Origin of the sequence: Bradyrhizobium sp. SZCCHNS3002, from assembly GCF_032377435.1 — a bacterium.
In the GTDB taxonomy this organism is placed as follows: domain Bacteria; phylum Pseudomonadota; class Alphaproteobacteria; order Rhizobiales; family Xanthobacteraceae; genus Bradyrhizobium.
On sequence record NZ_JAUHHY010000002.1, the window covers coordinates 264,226 to 279,853 of the forward strand.

13 protein-coding genes and 1 pseudogene are annotated in these 15,628 nt (G+C 65.2%); 6 read left to right on the forward strand and 8 right to left on the reverse strand.

From position 1 onward, the window contains the following. Positions 1 to 39: 39 nt before the first annotated feature. The 3 genes from flbT to QW845_RS05605 all read right to left on the reverse strand — a co-directional run bounded on the left by flbT (position 40) and on the right by QW845_RS05605 (position 3,246). On the reverse strand, positions 40 to 435 hold the full coding sequence (gene flbT, locus QW845_RS05595) for a flagellar biosynthesis repressor FlbT (RefSeq protein ID WP_315716969.1): 396 nt from the start codon (positions 433 to 435) through the stop codon (positions 40 to 42). A gap of 216 nt (positions 436 to 651) precedes the next feature. Next, the gene (locus QW845_RS05600; RefSeq protein ID WP_315800636.1) at positions 652 to 2,199 is read right to left on the reverse strand and encodes a flagellin; all 1,548 of its coding nucleotides are present in this window, start codon (positions 2,197 to 2,199) and stop codon (positions 652 to 654) included. A 297-nt stretch (positions 2,200 to 2,496) separates the two neighbouring features. Beyond that, positions 2,497 to 3,246, reverse strand: coding sequence for a histidine kinase dimerization/phospho-acceptor domain-containing protein (locus tag QW845_RS05605; protein WP_315800637.1), 750 nt, complete (start codon positions 3,244 to 3,246; stop codon positions 2,497 to 2,499). A 668-nt stretch (positions 3,247 to 3,914) separates the two neighbouring features. Here QW845_RS05605 and QW845_RS05610 point away from each other — a divergent pair. The 5 genes and pseudogenes from QW845_RS05610 to QW845_RS05630 all read left to right on the forward strand — a co-directional run bounded on the left by QW845_RS05610 (position 3,915) and on the right by QW845_RS05630 (position 8,856). Further along, positions 3,915 to 4,637: a Crp/Fnr family transcriptional regulator gene (locus QW845_RS05610; RefSeq protein ID WP_315800638.1), complete on the forward strand. Its 723-nt coding sequence runs from the start codon at positions 3,915 to 3,917 to the stop codon at positions 4,635 to 4,637. A 237-nt stretch (positions 4,638 to 4,874) separates the two neighbouring features. Next, entirely contained in the window at positions 4,875 to 5,264 is a 390-nt protein-coding gene (locus QW845_RS05615; protein ID WP_008968243.1) for a response regulator, read from the forward strand. 223 nt (positions 5,265 to 5,487) lie between these two features. After that, a pseudogene (locus tag QW845_RS05620) lies at positions 5,488 to 5,812 on the forward strand (response regulator). Beyond that, positions 5,809 to 8,364, forward strand: a complete 2,556-nt coding sequence (locus QW845_RS05625; protein WP_315800639.1) for a hybrid sensor histidine kinase/response regulator — start codon at positions 5,809 to 5,811, stop codon at positions 8,362 to 8,364. Before QW845_RS05620 ends, QW845_RS05625 begins: the two are co-directional and overlap by 4 nt. 246 nt (positions 8,365 to 8,610) lie before the next feature. After that, positions 8,611 to 8,856, forward strand: a complete 246-nt coding sequence (locus QW845_RS05630) for a hypothetical protein (RefSeq protein ID WP_006614403.1) — start codon at positions 8,611 to 8,613, stop codon at positions 8,854 to 8,856. Positions 8,857 to 8,984: 128 nt separating this feature from the next. Here the strand turns inward: QW845_RS05630 and QW845_RS05635 are convergent, their stop codons facing one another. Further along, positions 8,985 to 9,590 (reverse strand): helix-turn-helix transcriptional regulator, encoded by a 606-nt coding sequence (locus tag QW845_RS05635; RefSeq protein ID WP_315800640.1) that lies wholly within the window; start codon positions 9,588 to 9,590, stop codon positions 8,985 to 8,987. 314 nt (positions 9,591 to 9,904) lie between these two features. On the opposite strand from QW845_RS05635, the gene QW845_RS05640 reads away from it, so the two are divergent. Further along, complete coding sequence (locus QW845_RS05640) at positions 9,905 to 11,056, forward strand: hypothetical protein (protein ID WP_315800641.1); 1,152 nt, start codon at positions 9,905 to 9,907, stop codon at positions 11,054 to 11,056. Between the two features lie 35 nt (positions 11,057 to 11,091). On the opposite strand, the gene ipdC is transcribed toward QW845_RS05640, so the two are convergent. From ipdC to QW845_RS05660, 4 genes are all read right to left on the reverse strand, one after another. After that, the gene (ipdC, locus tag QW845_RS05645) at positions 11,092 to 12,729 is read right to left on the reverse strand and encodes an indolepyruvate/phenylpyruvate decarboxylase (RefSeq protein WP_315800642.1); all 1,638 of its coding nucleotides are present in this window, start codon (positions 12,727 to 12,729) and stop codon (positions 11,092 to 11,094) included. A gap of 156 nt (positions 12,730 to 12,885) precedes the next feature. Next, a complete protein-coding gene (locus QW845_RS05650) occupies positions 12,886 to 13,077 on the reverse strand; it encodes a hypothetical protein (protein ID WP_315800643.1) in 192 nt (63 codons plus the stop codon). Between the two features lie 141 nt (positions 13,078 to 13,218). Further along, the gene (locus tag QW845_RS05655; RefSeq protein ID WP_315800644.1) at positions 13,219 to 14,130 is read right to left on the reverse strand and encodes an acyl-CoA acyltransferase; all 912 of its coding nucleotides are present in this window, start codon (positions 14,128 to 14,130) and stop codon (positions 13,219 to 13,221) included. A 191-nt stretch (positions 14,131 to 14,321) separates the two neighbouring features. Continuing rightward, a complete protein-coding gene (locus tag QW845_RS05660; protein ID WP_315800920.1) occupies positions 14,322 to 15,542 on the reverse strand; it encodes a hypothetical protein in 1,221 nt (406 codons plus the stop codon). Between the last annotated feature and the right edge of the window lie 86 nt (positions 15,543 to 15,628).

The window sequence follows — 15,628 nt, forward strand, 5'->3', positions numbered from 1 at the left end:
AGGCTGAGGTGAGCCCGGCCCCTTTCCGCGGCCGGAATGTCAAGGCATCGCTTCTGCCGGCGCGACTGCGCGATCCTCTCGCTCGATCAGCGCCCTGATCTCCTTCAGCGCCTTGTACAGCGCTCCTTCCGTGACATGGCGATCCACCATCTCGGCTTGGCCGGCGGCTTCCGGAATCGCCCTGCGCAACTCGTTCATACAGGCGAGATAGGACGCGCGATAACGGATCGCGTCGTTCTTCAGATACATCGTCTGGACGCAGAGGTAGAGGCGCTTGGCCGGCGTATCGGCGGTCTCGGCGGTGACGGTGTCACGCTCGCGGAGGATAGGCGCGTCGCCTTCGACGATGAAGCGGGCGCGCGTGTTCGAATTCACGATGACACTGTCGCCGATCACGATGCGCTCGAAAGGCTTCAGCTCGACCCGCAGGGGCATGGCCCAGTCTCCTCTCAGAAGGCTCCTCTCGGGAGTCTCCTCTCGGGAGCGGCGTCGTCGGCAGGCTGCACTCGCGTCGACACGACGTTGCTCTCGTGCTCGCTGTCCGGCTGATCCGGCGCCGCAGCCGAGCGGCGTCAATTTGCGAATAGTCTAGAGCCGAAAACGGCGGGGCAAGCCCCGCCGCCTCCGATATTCGTGGGTGCCGTCCGCGCCTTAGCGCAGCAGCTGCAGCACGCTCGCCTGCGACTGGTTGGCGAGCGACAGCGCGGACACCGCGATCGACTGGCGGGTCGACAGCGCCTGGCTGTTGGCCGCTTCCTCGTTGGTGTCGGCCAAGGTCAGGTTCGACGAGCCGGTCTGCAGCACGTTGATCAGGTTCTTGTTGAAGTCCTGACGAACCTGCACGACCGAGAGGTTCGAACCCAGCGTGGAGGCCTCGTTGCGCAGCGTCGAGCTCGCCGAGTTGAGCACGCCGATGACCTTGTTCGCCGAGTTGTTGTCGAGGAAGTCGGTGCCCGAGGTCAACGTCGAGAGGCCGAGGCCCGCCGAGTTGAACGTGACACCGGTGATCGACAGCGTCGACTTGCCGGTTTCGTTGAAGGTCAGCTTCAGCGTGTCGCCGTTCAGCAGGTTGATGCCGTTGAACGAGGCGTCAGCCGCGGTCGTGTTGATCTGCGCCAGCACGTTGTTGTACTGGGAGACCAGGCTCGCGCGCTGCGTCTGAGCAGTCGCGTCCGCCACCGGAGCCGCCGCCGTCAGGCCGTTGAAGGACTGGCTGGAAGCAGCCGCCGTACCACCGATCGCGCCGATCGTGGCCGAAGCCGCGTCGTTGGTCGTGGTGATCGAGATCTTGCCGGTGGACGAGTCAACGGTGGCCTGCAGGTTGTTGGCTGCGAGCTTGGCGTTGAGATCGTTCAGCGACTTGACCTGCCCTGTCCCCAGGCCGAACGTGATGCTGGTCGCCGTGCCACCTCCTGTGGCGCCGACCGTCAGCGTCTGTCCGGATAGGCCATCGCCGACGGCAGTCAGTCCGAGCTTGGCCAAGGTGCCGGTGCTGCCCGAGAGCGTCAATCCGGACGCCGGCGGCGTCAGGGTGATCGCACCCGCGGTGATCGACGCGGTGACGCCGGTCTGGGTCTGGATCGCCGAGAGCAGATTGCTGACGCTGTCGCCAATGCCGATGTTGGTGCCCGTCGAGGACGTGCCGGTGACGAAGGTGAAGGTGGTGCCGTTGACGACCAGCGTCTCGCCCGAGGTGATGCCGGTGGACAGATCGTTCGACGAGCTGCCCGACGTACCCGACAGCTTGGTCGAGCCGGTGATCGCCGCCGGCGTCGTGTTGTCGTTCTGCACGACCGAGCCGGTCACCGCCGTCGAGCTGGAGCCCAGCAGGTCGGTGGCGGTCGCGCCGGTCAGAGCTGCCGAGGTCACGCTCGACTTGGTGGAGTAGCCCACCGCGCTCTGCAGCACCTGGTTGGCGATCGACTTGGCGCTGTCGACGAGCTTCTGCAGCGAGGTGATGCCGGTGTTGGCGGCCTGCAGCACCTGCACGCCGTTGCCGATACCATCGAGCAGATTGGAGATGTCGGAAGCGCGGTTGTCGAGACCCTGGGCGGTGAAGAAGTTGGTCGGATTGTCGAGCGCCGAGTTGACCTTCTTGCCCGTGGAGAGGTTGTTCTGCGTGGTCGCGAGGAGCTGAGCCGTCGACTGGAGCGAGAGCAGGTTCTGGCGAACCGACGCAGAGAGTACGATACCTGACATTGTCATTCCCTTCTGGATGAACATGAGTAGACATCGCCGCACCGTTCTGTCGGCGATGGCGCAGACTGGTCCGCGGAATCCTACCCGTTCGTTAAATTGACTTCGGAACGGCCGCGCACAGTCCCCGCCGCCGCCGTTAATCCTAATTGGCCGCTAATCAGTTTGATCAAATGCGTGCGGGCCGACGCGATTCACGGTAAAATGGCGCATGGATCCGCGTCTGACGGCCGGCGCGCGCCGACCCGCGGCGCGACCGTTAGGACAGTGCTAACTATGAGCTTGCGGACGAACGGCCGGTTACGAGGGGGCGCGGTCGGCGCACGGGAGGACGATCTCGACGCTGGCGGCCGGGCCGTGCGGCTCCTTGAGCTCCAGTCGCCCATTCGAGCGCCTGACGAAGTCCTCGACCAGCCGGATCTCCGAGAATACCGCATCGGCTGGAGCCGCGTCCGCCGCGCCCGCTGACGCCGTCAACACGATCTGCACGTCGGAGGAGTTGCCGCCGGCGCCCGAGCCGTCGGCCCTCATGCGCCTGGCCTGGATATCGATGCGGCCGCCATGCTCCAGTCGATGCCGCGCACCGATCGCAAGACACAGCAGTGCCGCCATCAGCTGACCCGGATCGGCGAAGACGGCCGGCACGTCCGCGCTCACCGATGTCGTCACCTCGACACCGGTGCCCAATGTCGGACGAAGCAGGCGAGCGACGTCGACCAGGAGCTCGTTCAACTCCACCGCACATGGCTGCGGCGGCCGGCCCCTTGCGAACGACAGAAGCTGCGACGTCAATCGAGCGCCCCGGGTCGCAGCCTCGTCGATCAGACGCGCGACGGCCGCCAGTTCGGGCTTGTCCTCGACCGCCTCGGCGAGGATGTCGATGGTCCCCGTGATCACGGTGAGAATGTTGTTGAAGTCGTGCAGCAGGCCACCGGCAACCTGACCGACGATGGCCATCCCTGGATGGATGTCCGGCGTCGCTGCAGCCGGAATGTCTGCGCCCGGGCTCGGCAGCGACTGATTGGACCGCTGGTAGGTGGAAGAGGCCATGAATCCTGCAATACCTGTTTGGGGGGGGACGGCGGGGGCTATCGGGACGCAAATGAACGGACGCCGCTGCAATGTTCAGCTTCGTCTTGACGCTCAGCCTTGGCGCTCAGTCTCATCGCTGACCATCGATCGCGCCCCGGCTGGATGCGGCATCAGTCGGACTCCTGCTCCTGCCATGACGACAACCTCGTCACCGCCAGTCGCAGGACACCGGCCGATGCCTCCACTCGCGACGAGAGTTGCATCCGACAGAAAAAGATCCGTCAACGAATCAGCGCGCTTATTAGCGATTTTGGCTTCAAGATGTCCGCTGTCAATTGCGGCGCTTGCTACGTGGTGCCGTGCCCGGCGGAGCTGCGGCGCCCGGAGCAACGAGACATTCGCCGCAAGCGTGCTGCGCTGCCTTCACGAGCCGAGGCGGGGGCCGATGCGTGCCGACTGTATACAACCGCGCGCGGTCAGACCAGCACATCGCACACACGTTGATGGCTTGAATCCGCAACGCGCATTCGCGCCCGTCTGCACGACAACGCACACAGCAGGAGCGAATGGTCTTTACTGGGAATATTACCCGCGATTCTTCTTGTCAGCGGATGGGACGCAGTTCTATGGAACCATGAGGGCATTGAGATCTGCGAGGCTTCGTTACTGCAATGCAGGAGATGGCTTTGGACCCCAGCTTGCGTTCTCCGAACGGCTTCCTGTCGTCGCTGTCCGACGATGATTTCGAGCTGATCCGACCCTATCTGCGGACCGTGGATCTGGTGCAAGACTCCGTTCTCGCCGAGGTCGGCGAAAAGCTGACACGCATCTACTTCCCCCATCGCGGTGTCATCTCGCTGGTCGTGAACCTCGCGCGCGGAGAGCGCGTTCAGGTGGCCATGATCGGTCGCGATAGTCTCTTCGGAAGCATGTCCCTGCTCGCAGGCAGCGATCCGGTGGTGCTGAACAGCGCGGCGGTCCTCGTTCCCGGTGCTGCATCGGTCGTCGACATCGACAGGGTCCGGGCAGCCGCCGAACAGAGCCCCTCGTTTCGCGCGCTGATGTTGCGCCACGCACTCGCCATCTACGTGCAGTGTCAGCAGACCGCCGGTTGCAACGCCGCCCACACCGTCGAGTCGCGTCTCGCCCGTTGCCTGCTGCAGACGCATGACCTTTCAGGCGGCAACAAGCTCTACATCACCCAGGAGTCCCTGGCGCAGATGATCGGTGCCCGTCGCAACAGCGTCTCGCTGGTGGCGAGCACGCTGCAGCAGGCCGACTTCATCCACTATAGCCGCGGCCATATCGAGATCATCGATCTGGACGGGCTGAAGAGGACGGCGTGTGAGTGCTACGGCGCCGTGAAGGCCCACTACGAGAATCTGGTCCGGCCGCGCAGCCTGCCGTAGGCAGGCGTCGTTCCGGCCGTCGCGCGCCGGCGCCTCGCCGAACGCCCTTGCCTCCGTACAACTACGGCCCATCGCATGATCCCCATCACCGATGCGGACGGAATTAACGCGCTGTTCAACGGGCGCTGATAATTGTCGACGTGCTGACGAGCGCGAGTTCCAAGAAGCGTCGAATAATCTTCGTGCTGATATATCTCGCCCGTGTTCGGCTTTTGACCAGACGCGCGGAGTAATGACATGGCCTTTGATCTGTCGATGCCGATCCTGGTGGTCGATGACTACGCCACTATGATCCGGATCATCCGCAACCTGCTGAAGCAGCTCGGATTCGAGAACGTCGACGACGCCAGCGACGGATCGGCCGCGCTCTCCAAGATGCAGGCCAAGAAGTATGGCCTCGTGATCTCCGACTGGAACATGGAGCCGATGACCGGCTACGACCTGCTGCGCGAGGTGCGTGCCAGCCCGGAACTGTCGAAGACCCCGTTCATCATGATCACGGCCGAGTCGAAGACCGAGAACGTCATCGCCGCCAAGAAGGCCGGCGTGAGCAACTACATCGTCAAGCCGTTCAATGCTGCGACGCTCAAGACCAAGATGGAAGCCGTGTTCGGCCCGGCCGAATAGCCGAACTCCCTTTGAATGCCCTGCGCGGCGGCCGGACCGGTGTCCGGCCGCTTTCTCTTTGGCGGACGAACTCCGCGCGGTTGACGTCGGTAGGACGCATACATCGCCGCCCCCTCCCCGTAGTCGTACGGAAACCAAAATTTACGAGGGGGTCAGAGCCGGCCGATAGACGTAATCCTGCTTGCCGATGACCATGTCAGGGTGGCAACGGGACAGGGAATTCATGCGCAACGAACTCCTCGTGATCGAAGATGCCGCCGTGCATCTTTCCATCTTGCGAAAGATTGCAGCCCAGGCCGGCCTCGCCACGACGGGCGTGAGCTCGGTCGACGCCGCCTCGCTCGTCCTGCACAAGAGGGACTTCGACTGCGTCACGCCTTACCCCTCCCTGGGCGACCGCTCCGGCACCGAGGGTTCTCGAGCTCGACATAGCTCCCCCCTTCTCGACGCCGATCGGCCTGATGCGGTTCCGGCAAGCTCTCAAGCAGATCGCGCAGGAGACCGATCGCCGGCGGCTTTCAGAGCGGCAGGCTGGTAGCAGGCGATGAGCAAAAAGAAGCGCTTTCTGGGAGCGCCTGCAGCGATCGCGCTGATCCTCATCTGCGTCATTGCCGGCAGCAACCTCTTCTTCCTCACCAACCTGCGCGAGAACGCGCTTCAGCACGCCGAGGAAGATCTCAGCCGCCATAGCCTCACGCTGGCGGAGAACGCCGACCGTTCGGTGAAGTCCGTCGACCTCGTGCTCACGAGCGTGCGCGACTACCTCGTGCGCGGCGGCGCTATCGACGCTGCGACGTATCGCAATGTCGCGTCAGACCATCAGACCCACCTCCTGCTCAAGGAGAAAATCGCGGGACTGCCGCAGATCGATGCGGTGACGCTGATCGACGCACAAGGCAGGCTCCTGAACTTCTCGCGCTACTGGCCGATCCCGGACGTCAACATCGCCGACCGCGACTACTTCAAGGCGCTGAAGGCCGACCCTGCGCTGCAGACGTTCCTCAGCACACCGGTTCAGAACCGCGGCGACGGCACCTGGAACATCTATTTTGCCCGGCGGCTCGACGATTCCAATGGCAAGTTCATGGGCATGATGCTCGGCGCCATGTCCGTACCCTATCTGGAGAACTTCTTCGGCTCCACCGCGCAGGGTCTCGATGCCGCGGTATCGCTGGTCCGCGAGGACGGTACGCTGCTCGCGCATTTTCCGCCCACGAGCGAGATCGGCAAGCCGACCTCCGGCTTCGGTCAGCGCGCGCTGTCGGCCGGCGGCGTGCTGCGCGAGCCCTCCGCACGAACCGGCGAGATGCGCCTGCGGGCCGCAAAGATGCTGCCCAACTATCCCGCGATGATCGTGGTGTCGGTATTCGAGCACGACGTCCTGAAGGCCTGGCGTGACATGGCGACGCTTCTGGTCATCGTGTCGCTGGTGAGCGCGATGGCCGTGCTCGCGGCCGCGGTCCTGATCTCCCGCTGGTGGGAACGCCACGAGCACCTGATCGAGGCCGCCGAGGCCGCGAACGCGGCGAAGTCCACCTTCGTCGCCATGATGAGCCACGAGATCCGCACGCCGATGAACGCGGTGCTCGGCCTCGCCACGACGCTGCTGGAAACCAATCTCGATCCCGAGCAGCGCCGCTCGGTGGTGGCGATCCACAATGCCGGCGACAATCTGCTCGAGATCCTCAACGACATTCTCGACTTCTCCAAGCTCGAATCCGGCCAGCTCTCGCTCGAGGACATCGCCTTCTCCGCCGAGGCCCTGGTCCACAACACGCTCAGCATCATCGGGCCGCGGGCTTCCGCCAAGGACCTGAAGCTGAGGAGCGTCGGCGACCCATCCGTGCCGCCGGCGCTGGTCGGCGACGCCGGCCGCATTCGCCAGATCCTGCTCAACCTGGTTTCCAACGCGGTCAAGTTCACCTCGTCCGGCGAAGTGGTCGTCACGACGCGCTGCATCGAGCAGGATGACGAGAAGGCGACCGTGGAATGGACGGTGACCGATACCGGAATCGGCATTGCCGCCGACAAGATCGGCTCGCTGTTCGCGAACTTCGTGCAGGCCGACAATTCGATCAGCCGCCGGTTCGGCGGCTCCGGACTCGGACTCGCGATCTGCAAGCGACTGATCGAGCAGATGGGGGGTGACATCAAGGTCACCTCGACGCTGGGCAGCGGATCCACGTTCTCGTTCCGCCTGACGCTGCCGATTGCCGAGACCGTCGCGGTGCCAGAGCAGAACGACGACGGCATCTACGCCTCGCTGCAGAACCGGATCGCGGCGTTCGGCCGGCCGCTGCGCGTCCTCGTGGTCGACGACAATCCGACCAACCGCCTGGTCGCGACCAAGATGCTCAAGGATTTCGACATCCAGACCGACACGGCCTGCGACGGCGCCGAGGCCGTCACCGCCGCCAGCCGCTTCAACTACGACCTGATCCTGATGGACGTCCGCATGCCGGAGATGGACGGCTTCCAGGCGACCCGCACCATTCGCGCACGTGGCGAGCGCCGCTCCAACGTGCCGATCATCGCCTTCACGGCGAACGCCTTCATGGAGGATATCCGAGCCTGCCGGGAAGCCGGGATGAACGACTTCGTCGTCAAGCCGGCCCGCAAGAAAGCGCTCGTGGAGGCGATCCTGCGCGTGCTGCCCCTGCCCGTTCCGGTGCCGGTGCCGGAAACCGCGGCGTCGGACGCCCCGCTGGTGCCGGCTCAGCCGGATGCCGCGGCCGCCGACGTTGCCGCCGACACCGAAATTGCTCCCGAAGCTGCGCTGGACCGCGAAGCCTATGCCGAGCTGGTCGGCGAGATCGGCGACGAGGCAGCACAGGAGATCCGCGACGTGTTCTTCAGCGAAACGGATGCGCGGCTGAAGCAGCTCCGCCAGCTGACGCTCGACGGCGAGCGCATCAAGATCGGCCGCGAGGCGCACTCGCTGAAGAGCGCAGCCGGCACCTTCGGGTACCGCCGGCTCGCAACCTACGCACTCGCGCTCGAGAAGAGCGCGCCGCGCCTGTCCGCCAGGGAGTATGCCGAGCTGCTCGACAACATCGAGGCCGCCTACGCCGCCGCCCGCGCCCAGGAGCTGCAATATTGAAGCGGGGAGGCCGCAGGCCTCCATGGCGCATGCCGATCGGCGCGACGTCCCCGTACGGCGCACCGCGGCGACGAGGACGGGCTCGGACGATCGAGATGGCAAACGAGACGTTCACGACGCGGATTCGCCGAACCTGATCTTCATATTCCCTTACAATGGGTTGACGCCGTACTTCTACGGCTCACGATTTTCACAATCAACTAATCATGAGCTGCCAGACTTGGGGTCACATAGGAGATGTGTCCCATGTTTACTTTTGAAACCGCCGACCAGAAGGAAGTCAGGCGTTTCCGAATTGCGCAGTTCAACGGCCGGACCGCGACCGTGAAATCCGGCGGATCCACGATCACCGGCCACGTCCGTTCAGTCATGGAAAAGGAAGCGAGCGTCCCGCCGCGCTGGACCATTACGATTGTGCCGACGCCGCCCAAAGCCCAAGCGCCGCTGCGACCGACCTCCCGGGTTCGCCCCTTCGCCGAGGATTATTTCTGACAGCACGGACGTCCGCGTCCGCAATCAGCGCGTTCGACCGAGCCGGTCGGACGCCAATTGTCGTTGTCTGCGTTGCGGGGGCACCGCGGGGTGGAAGGCGCGAGCGCGGCATTCGCGCTCGTCCGTCGTCATCCGATCTGGTTGAGGAGTGCTGCGCGGACGAGTTCGGCGGTGTTGCGCGCGCCGACCTTGCGCATGGCTTCGGCGCGATGGCTCTCGAAGGTGCGGGGGCTGATGCCCATGCGCAAGGCGCCCTCCTTGTTCGAATGGCCTTCGCTGATCAGCTTGAGGACCTCGTGTTCGCGCGGGGTCAGCGACTTGCTGGCCCGGCCGGGCGGTCGCGCGGACGCCGCGCCCTGCTCGTGAGCCGGCACCGCCCGCGACAACGGTCCGAACTGCCCGTGCGCGCCGGACATCTGGTTGACCAGGGCGCAGACCCGCTCGGTCTGTAGCAGCGCATTGTCGACGACCACCTGGACATGCCGGCGCTCGCCGGGCGTCCTGGCAATCTCGTCACTGCGCTGCTTGATCTCCTCCATGTAGAGCATCAGCGCGGTCAGCGAACCGTTCAGTTGACGAGCCAAGGCGAGCGTGCCCCGGTCGTCCTGCTGTCCCACCGCAAGCGGGGCCGGGGCGCGCAACCGGGGCGCCGGGAGGCCCGGGTCGTTAACCTCCAGGCCGCCGGGAGCAGGTGCGACGTGATCGTCGGATAGGCTGTTGTTCAGCTGTGCCATGCCTCATTCTGGCGCCACAGCGACTTTAACATGGTTAATTCTGCCGCCCGTAGCAATACGGGCTTCTCCGGCAACTCGCGCAACCGTCGATACTTTCTCCCGAAAGTTGCAAGCCGAAATAGTTAAGCCGGTGCGCGATGCCGGGCTTCGGAAGACCGTCCCCGGCGTGCGCGGCGGCGCCTGTCCAAGACGCCGCGCATTCCTACGATTGTTTACTGACATTAATTTCGCACCAACTGTTTCGTGCTTCCATGCGTTCCGTGCCCGTCCGTGGAGACGAGCGACCTTGACATGTAGCTGACAGCCTGACGCCAATGGGACCGGTCGACCGGATCTGGGAATTCCTGCAGCGGTTGTCACCGCTGACACGAAGCTGTCTGCTCAGCGAGCTCGAACGGCTGGAGCTGAGCGGCGTCGACATGCCGGGATCCGCCGACCTCCAGGCGCGGCTGCGCGCCGAGATCCGCAACAACAACGGCGCCGGCGGCCACCGCACCATCAATCCGTCGCGCTACTTCTTCATGCCGGTCGAGCAGCTTCTCATCGACGGATCGCCGGAGCATGCCAATGAGGGCCGCATTGCCCGCGGCTCCCTCACGCCGATCTGGGAATGGATCTCGCGCGATCTGCTGCCGACCATGGCGCGCGACTACAACGCACAGATGAAGGACCTCATCGCCGCGGACAAGCAGCGCGAGATCCGCCAGACGGCGAGCGCGTTCCAGACCAAGGTGACGAAGTCGCTGGAAGGCACGCTGGCGCGCGCCGAAGGCATCGAGCAGGTCCGCAGCAAGCTGAAGGCCTATACGGCATCGCCGTCGGTGTTCGACGACGTCGTGAAGCTGATGAAGGCGCTGCGCGCCCGTGAGGAACTTGCAAAGTTCGCCGATTCGTTGCCGGACCGGATCGCGGAGTTCGACGATCCGCAGGTGAAGAAGATGGTGCTGCTGCTCGATGCGCTGCGCAAGAAGCAGCCGGAAGCCGTGCCCTTTGCGTTGACGCTCGTCGCCAAGCGTCTGAAGGAGCCGTGGCAGGTGATGCGGCTGGCGACGAAGGCGGCGCGTTCGAAGAACATCGCCGACGTCATCGCGGCACCCTACGCGATGACCGTGCCGATGGTGCTCGACCAGCTGGAGGACAAGCGGCTCGCGCTCCGGATCGCGCTGAAGAACAACCGCGTCGTGACCGCCAAGGAAATCCTGACCAGCATCTATGACATCGAATATGCGATCCAGGTCCGCATCGATCGCATCGAGGACTCGGACTGGGGGACGCGCCTGAACGCCATCATGGCCAATACCGACAAGATGGTACAGGCCGAGGTCAAGCGCTTCCCCGAAGAGGTCGGACACGTGCTCGGCTCGAACAGGCTGCGCAGCCATCGCACGTTCGGCGGCCGCCTCACCTATTTCGCCTGGAAGGGCCGCGATGCGATCAAGACGGTGCTGCGGTCGGCAACCGGTTGACGGCCGCGCGTTCGAAGCGGCCCCTGGACCGATCCTCAGCCCTGCGCCATACGCTCCCGCGCCGACTTGAAGCCCGCCACGAAGCGCGCCAGCGTGTCCGAGGTCTTGCCGCGCGGCAGCATCACTTCGATCAGCGAGAACCGTCCCCGACGATGCACCGCGCGCTCCAGCGCGGCGACCAGTTCGCCGCGGGTGGCGACGCGCTCGCCCGTGCCGCCGATGGAATTGGCGATGTCGGCATAGTGCCAGTCGTCGAGATCGTTGAACCGCGACTCCGGCTGGAACACGCGCAGCATCTCCCAGCTGCAATTGTTGAACAGCACGACGATCGGATCGAGGCCGTAGCGGCGGCAATTGCCGAGCTCCCATCCGGTCATCTGGAACGCGCCGTCGCCGACCAGGATCAGCGGACGAAGCCCGGTCGCGGCCACGCCGATGCCGGCCGGCACGCCGAAGCCCATCCCGGCGTAGTAGCCCGGCGCTGCCAGCGCCGTGTTGTCGATCTCCATCGCCGTGAACAGGCAGTCGCCGATATCGGAGGTCATCGGCATCCGGCCATGGCGATCGAACATGTCGTTGATCGCGGTCGCGATGTCCGAAGGCGCGATCGGCGCGCCATCGGCAGCCAGGCCACGCGGATACGCCGAGCGCTGCCGCGGCAGACCGGGAGCCGCAGCCTGCGGTGCCGCGCGCTCGTCCAGCGCATCGATCAGATCGCCGAGCGGCATGTCGCGATAGGTGTGATGGCCGATCTGGACCTCGCGGCTGGCGGCCAGGATCATGCGGCGCGGGTCCGGCGCCCGGTTCGACAGCGCGAAATTGGTGTCCGAGAGGATGACGCCGAGCATAAGCACAAGATCGGCATTCTCGACCAGCTCCGTGATCGCCGGATTGCCCGCGGCGCCGAGATAGGTGCCGGCGACGACATCGTCGGCCCTGTCGAGCAGGCCGCGACCCATGAAGGTCGTCACGAGCGGCAGGCGGAGCTTGCGCGCCAGCGCGGCAATCCTGTCCTCGACGCCGTAGCGGCGGATTTCGACGTCGACGACGATCACGGGACGCTCTGCCTGCGCGATGCGGGCGAGGATCTCCTCGACGCACTCGTCGAGCGCCTCGCGGCTGGCCCGCCGTGGCGGCAGCGGCGCCACCGGCTCGACCTCGGCATCGACCATGTCGCGCGGAAATTCGAGATACACCGGCAGCGACATCTCCTTGGCGCTGCGCAGCACGCGCGCGATCTGCGCCGGCGCCGTGGCCGGATCGCTCAGCACCGCCTGATCGCAGGTGATCTCCTTGAACACCGCGAGCTGCGTGTCGACGGTGCGGGCCTGATGATGCAGCAGGAAGCCGGAGACGCGCTCACGCGCACCGGGCGCGCCCGCGATCACCACGACCGGCGAGCGTTCGGCATAGGCGCCGGCGACCGCGTTCACGACGTTGAAGGCGCCGGCGCCATAGGTGACGACGGCGACGCCGAGGCCGCCATGATAGCGCGCCGCCGCATCCGCCGCGAAGCCGACCGCCGGCTCATGGCTCAGCGTGACGCTCGGCAGGATGTTGCTCTCCTCGATGACCTTGAACAGCGGCAGCACGAAGTCGCCGGGAATGCCGAAGATCTCGCGGGCGCCGTGGTCCTTCAGGGCGGCAAGCAGCGCATGGGCAAGAGCAGGCATCCGGATCCCCTGAGCGTAGCGTGACGTTCAGCCGGTGCTACACGATGAGGGCCGGACTGCCAACCACCGGCCGCTCGGTCGGCGAGCCATGCCGTCCGGATCGCCCCGTCCAAACTTCATGAGGGAGCGCCAAGGCCCAAGCTCACCCGCGCCGCATCAGTTCGCCGTCAGCAGCAGGGCCTGGGCGGAGGGTGCGCCGCCATGCGGCATGGCAAGCGTAACCGTGAACAGGATGGCGACTGTCATGATCATGCAGAGCTTCATCATGACCGTCCTGCGATCGGTGATCGGCAGGAACAGGAAGAACAGCAGCATCGCCGCCAGCGCGAGTTCGAAAACGTAAGACATGGATGACCTCCTCCGTTGCCAGGAGGATGGCGCATGCCGGAAGCCCAGACTGTGCGTGCCGTCACATCGGTCCCATGGTCCACGCGAGCCAGTATCCCGGCCTCCGCAGCGGGACCGCGCAAACCAATCGATTGCCACCTCTCAGCCGTCGAACAGCGCGGCCTCGGTAAAGGCGAGATCGCCGAGACGCGGCGGATGCGGCCCTTTGGCGTATTTGCGTCCGCGCTTGTCCGAGTACCAGCCGGCCAGCCCTGCGATGGGCGCATTGGCATCGAGCCGCACCAGCAGGCCGCCGCGCCGCAGCAGCAGCCAGCCGATGTTGCCTGCCAGCCGCACGAGGTCGGCGACATCCCGGCAATACAGCAGGCGATACACCGGCAGCGCATTCATCACCCGGTGCTTCTGAAACACGAACGGATACGCCGCATCGGCCGCACGCGCGACGAGACTGAGACATCCCCACTCCGCATGCTGCCGCAACAGCTCGGCCTCGTCGGGAGACAGCCCGTGCAGATTGTCCGCGGAGAATTCATCGACACGGACATCCGGGCGCGGTCGTGACAGCGCCAGCGCGGCATAGACCTGTCCCTTGCAGTAGACCGAAAAGCCCTGAGCCTCGACCTGCGGCCAGGTGTGCGGGGCCGGCGTGATGTTGAAATAGGTCACCGTCTTGTCGCGCGTCGCCGCGCGCACCAGCATCGAGCTGAAGGCACGGAACGCCGGCTCGACATACCAGCTCGAGACATTGGCCCTGACGATCGGCTCACCGCCGATGCGGAGCGCGGAGAACAGCAGCAGGATGACGCCGACGGGGACCCCGCCATGGTCGAGACAATAGCCGAACGCCGGATAGCCGGCCGGCCGCGGGCGCGCCGCGTGGCGTTCGAGTCCGCGCAACCAATAGGCCTCACTGCGAAAGGCGAAGCCGCGCGTCAGCAGTGCGGCGACCGCCGGCAGATCCGCCGCGCCGATCTCCCGGATGCGAACGCCGGTCACGGCCCGCGCGGGCGCCGGCCTGTCGTTTGCAATCTCAGCTTTTTTGATTGGCTGCATTCCAGCATCACCCGAGAGAGGTCCAGCACACCGTCGCGTGGCGGGATCGTCATGGCGGCAATTATCGTAAAAGGCTTTGGCGGCAGTGAACCACGTCTTGCTGGCCTTACTTTTCAGTTAATGGAATGCGCGAGCCATACCCGTCACGCTTCGATCAGCGTCGACATGATCGTCGCGAACGGCGCTGCCGCTCACGGCCGCGGGATGCGAAACATGTAGGTTTCATCGGCATTGAGACCGTCGACGAAGAAGCGGCCGGGCTTCGCCTCGATCCGGCGCCGCAAGCCATCCCAGCCCCAGACCTCAAGGCTGCGCGTCCATGTCGGCAGGTCGAGCTCGACCGCGCGCCCCGGCTGGTCGGTCCAGCCGGCAATGTTCTGCCACACGATCAGATCGGCGTCGGCTCCGCGCAGCGTGTACAGCGCCAGCCGCCGGTCGATGGACACGATCTTCATGTGGCCGGCGAGCTGCAGCACCGTCTTCACCACGAGGCTGCGCGCCTCCGGGGTCCAGGGATCCTTGCCCGTCGCCATCGCATAGGCCAGGCCGTCGACATCGGGCGTGTCGCCAAGATTCCACGGAAACGCCAGCACGGATACCGGCGAGCGGCCGTCCTTGCCGACCACCGCGAGCTGGTCCCAGATCGCATTGAGAAACAATCTCGCCGCGTCCGGCTCGCTGTCCCACGCGCCGGCGCGCGCGACGTTGAACTCGGTGGCGTAGAAGTTGATGTCGCGGCTCAGCCCCATCGCCCGCTTGATGCGGTCGAAGCAGGTCTGCACCGAGAACTCGCGGCCGTGGGTCATCGGATACCATTTGTCATTGTAGTAGGTATGCAGGTCGATGCCGTCGAGACGGCCGTCCTCAAGCAGATCGGCGATCGCCGGACCGTAGCCGCGCAACGTCGCATCGCCATGCGAGTTGCAGGTGGCGAAGCCTCCGGGAACCACCCGCAGCTTGGGGTCGACGCTGTGAACACCGTCGGCAAGTCCGGCCAGCGCGTCGTGATAGTCCTGGCGCGGAATCGTGGCCTGCACATCGGGCTCGTTGATTGCGGTGAAGACCGTAGCACCCCAATCGGGAATACCGTTTTCGCGGCCCCAAGCGCCACCGGGACGGAAACGTCTTGCCATCGCCTGCCCAGCCGCGAACCAGTCCTGATAGGACCCGATCGGCTGCGGTGGATCGAGGCTCTGATAGCTGCCTTCATACTCCAGCAGGATCAGCGGCATGATACCGTTCTTGTGCGCTTCCAGCATGGCGGCATCGAAATCGTGCGGTGTCGGCAGCCGCGCCAGCGTCCGCCAGCCATAGGAGTCCATTCGCCCCATCCTGGCACCAACGCCGTGCAGCGCCTGATAGATCTGCTTGCTCCTGCCGGCCAGATGCGTGACCAGATTGCCGCCGCCGATGCGCTCGTCGATCCGCAGTGCCGAGGCGTTCGTTTCGCCGGCGCGGACAGCGCTCGGCCATGGCGACGTGAAAAACGTTAAAAGGG

Bases quoted from the DNA above. Each gene is read 5' to 3' on its own strand.
- flbT (WP_315716969.1), bottom strand. From the start codon at position 435: ATGCCCCTGCGGGTCGAGCTGAAGCCTTTCGAGCGCATCGTGATCGGC.
- QW845_RS05600 (WP_315800636.1), bottom strand. From the start codon at position 2,199: ATGTCAGGTATCGTACTCTCTGCGTCGGTTCGCCAGAACCTGCTCTCG.
- QW845_RS05605 (WP_315800637.1), bottom strand. From the start codon at position 3,246: ATGGCCTCTTCCACCTACCAGCGGTCCAATCAGTCGCTGCCGAGCCCG.
- QW845_RS05615 (WP_008968243.1), top strand. From the start codon at position 4,875: ATGGCCTTTGATCTGTCGATGCCGATCCTGGTGGTCGATGACTACGCC.
- QW845_RS05625 (WP_315800639.1), top strand. From the start codon at position 5,809: ATGAGCAAAAAGAAGCGCTTTCTGGGAGCGCCTGCAGCGATCGCGCTG.
- QW845_RS05630 (WP_006614403.1), top strand. From the start codon at position 8,611: ATGTTTACTTTTGAAACCGCCGACCAGAAGGAAGTCAGGCGTTTCCGA.
- QW845_RS05635 (WP_315800640.1), bottom strand. From the start codon at position 9,590: ATGGCACAGCTGAACAACAGCCTATCCGACGATCACGTCGCACCTGCT.
- QW845_RS05640 (WP_315800641.1), top strand. From the start codon at position 9,905: ATGGGACCGGTCGACCGGATCTGGGAATTCCTGCAGCGGTTGTCACCG.
- ipdC (WP_315800642.1), bottom strand. From the start codon at position 12,729: ATGCCTGCTCTTGCCCATGCGCTGCTTGCCGCCCTGAAGGACCACGGC.
- QW845_RS05650 (WP_315800643.1), bottom strand. From the start codon at position 13,077: ATGTCTTACGTTTTCGAACTCGCGCTGGCGGCGATGCTGCTGTTCTTC.
- QW845_RS05655 (WP_315800644.1), bottom strand. From the start codon at position 14,130: ATGCAGCCAATCAAAAAAGCTGAGATTGCAAACGACAGGCCGGCGCCC.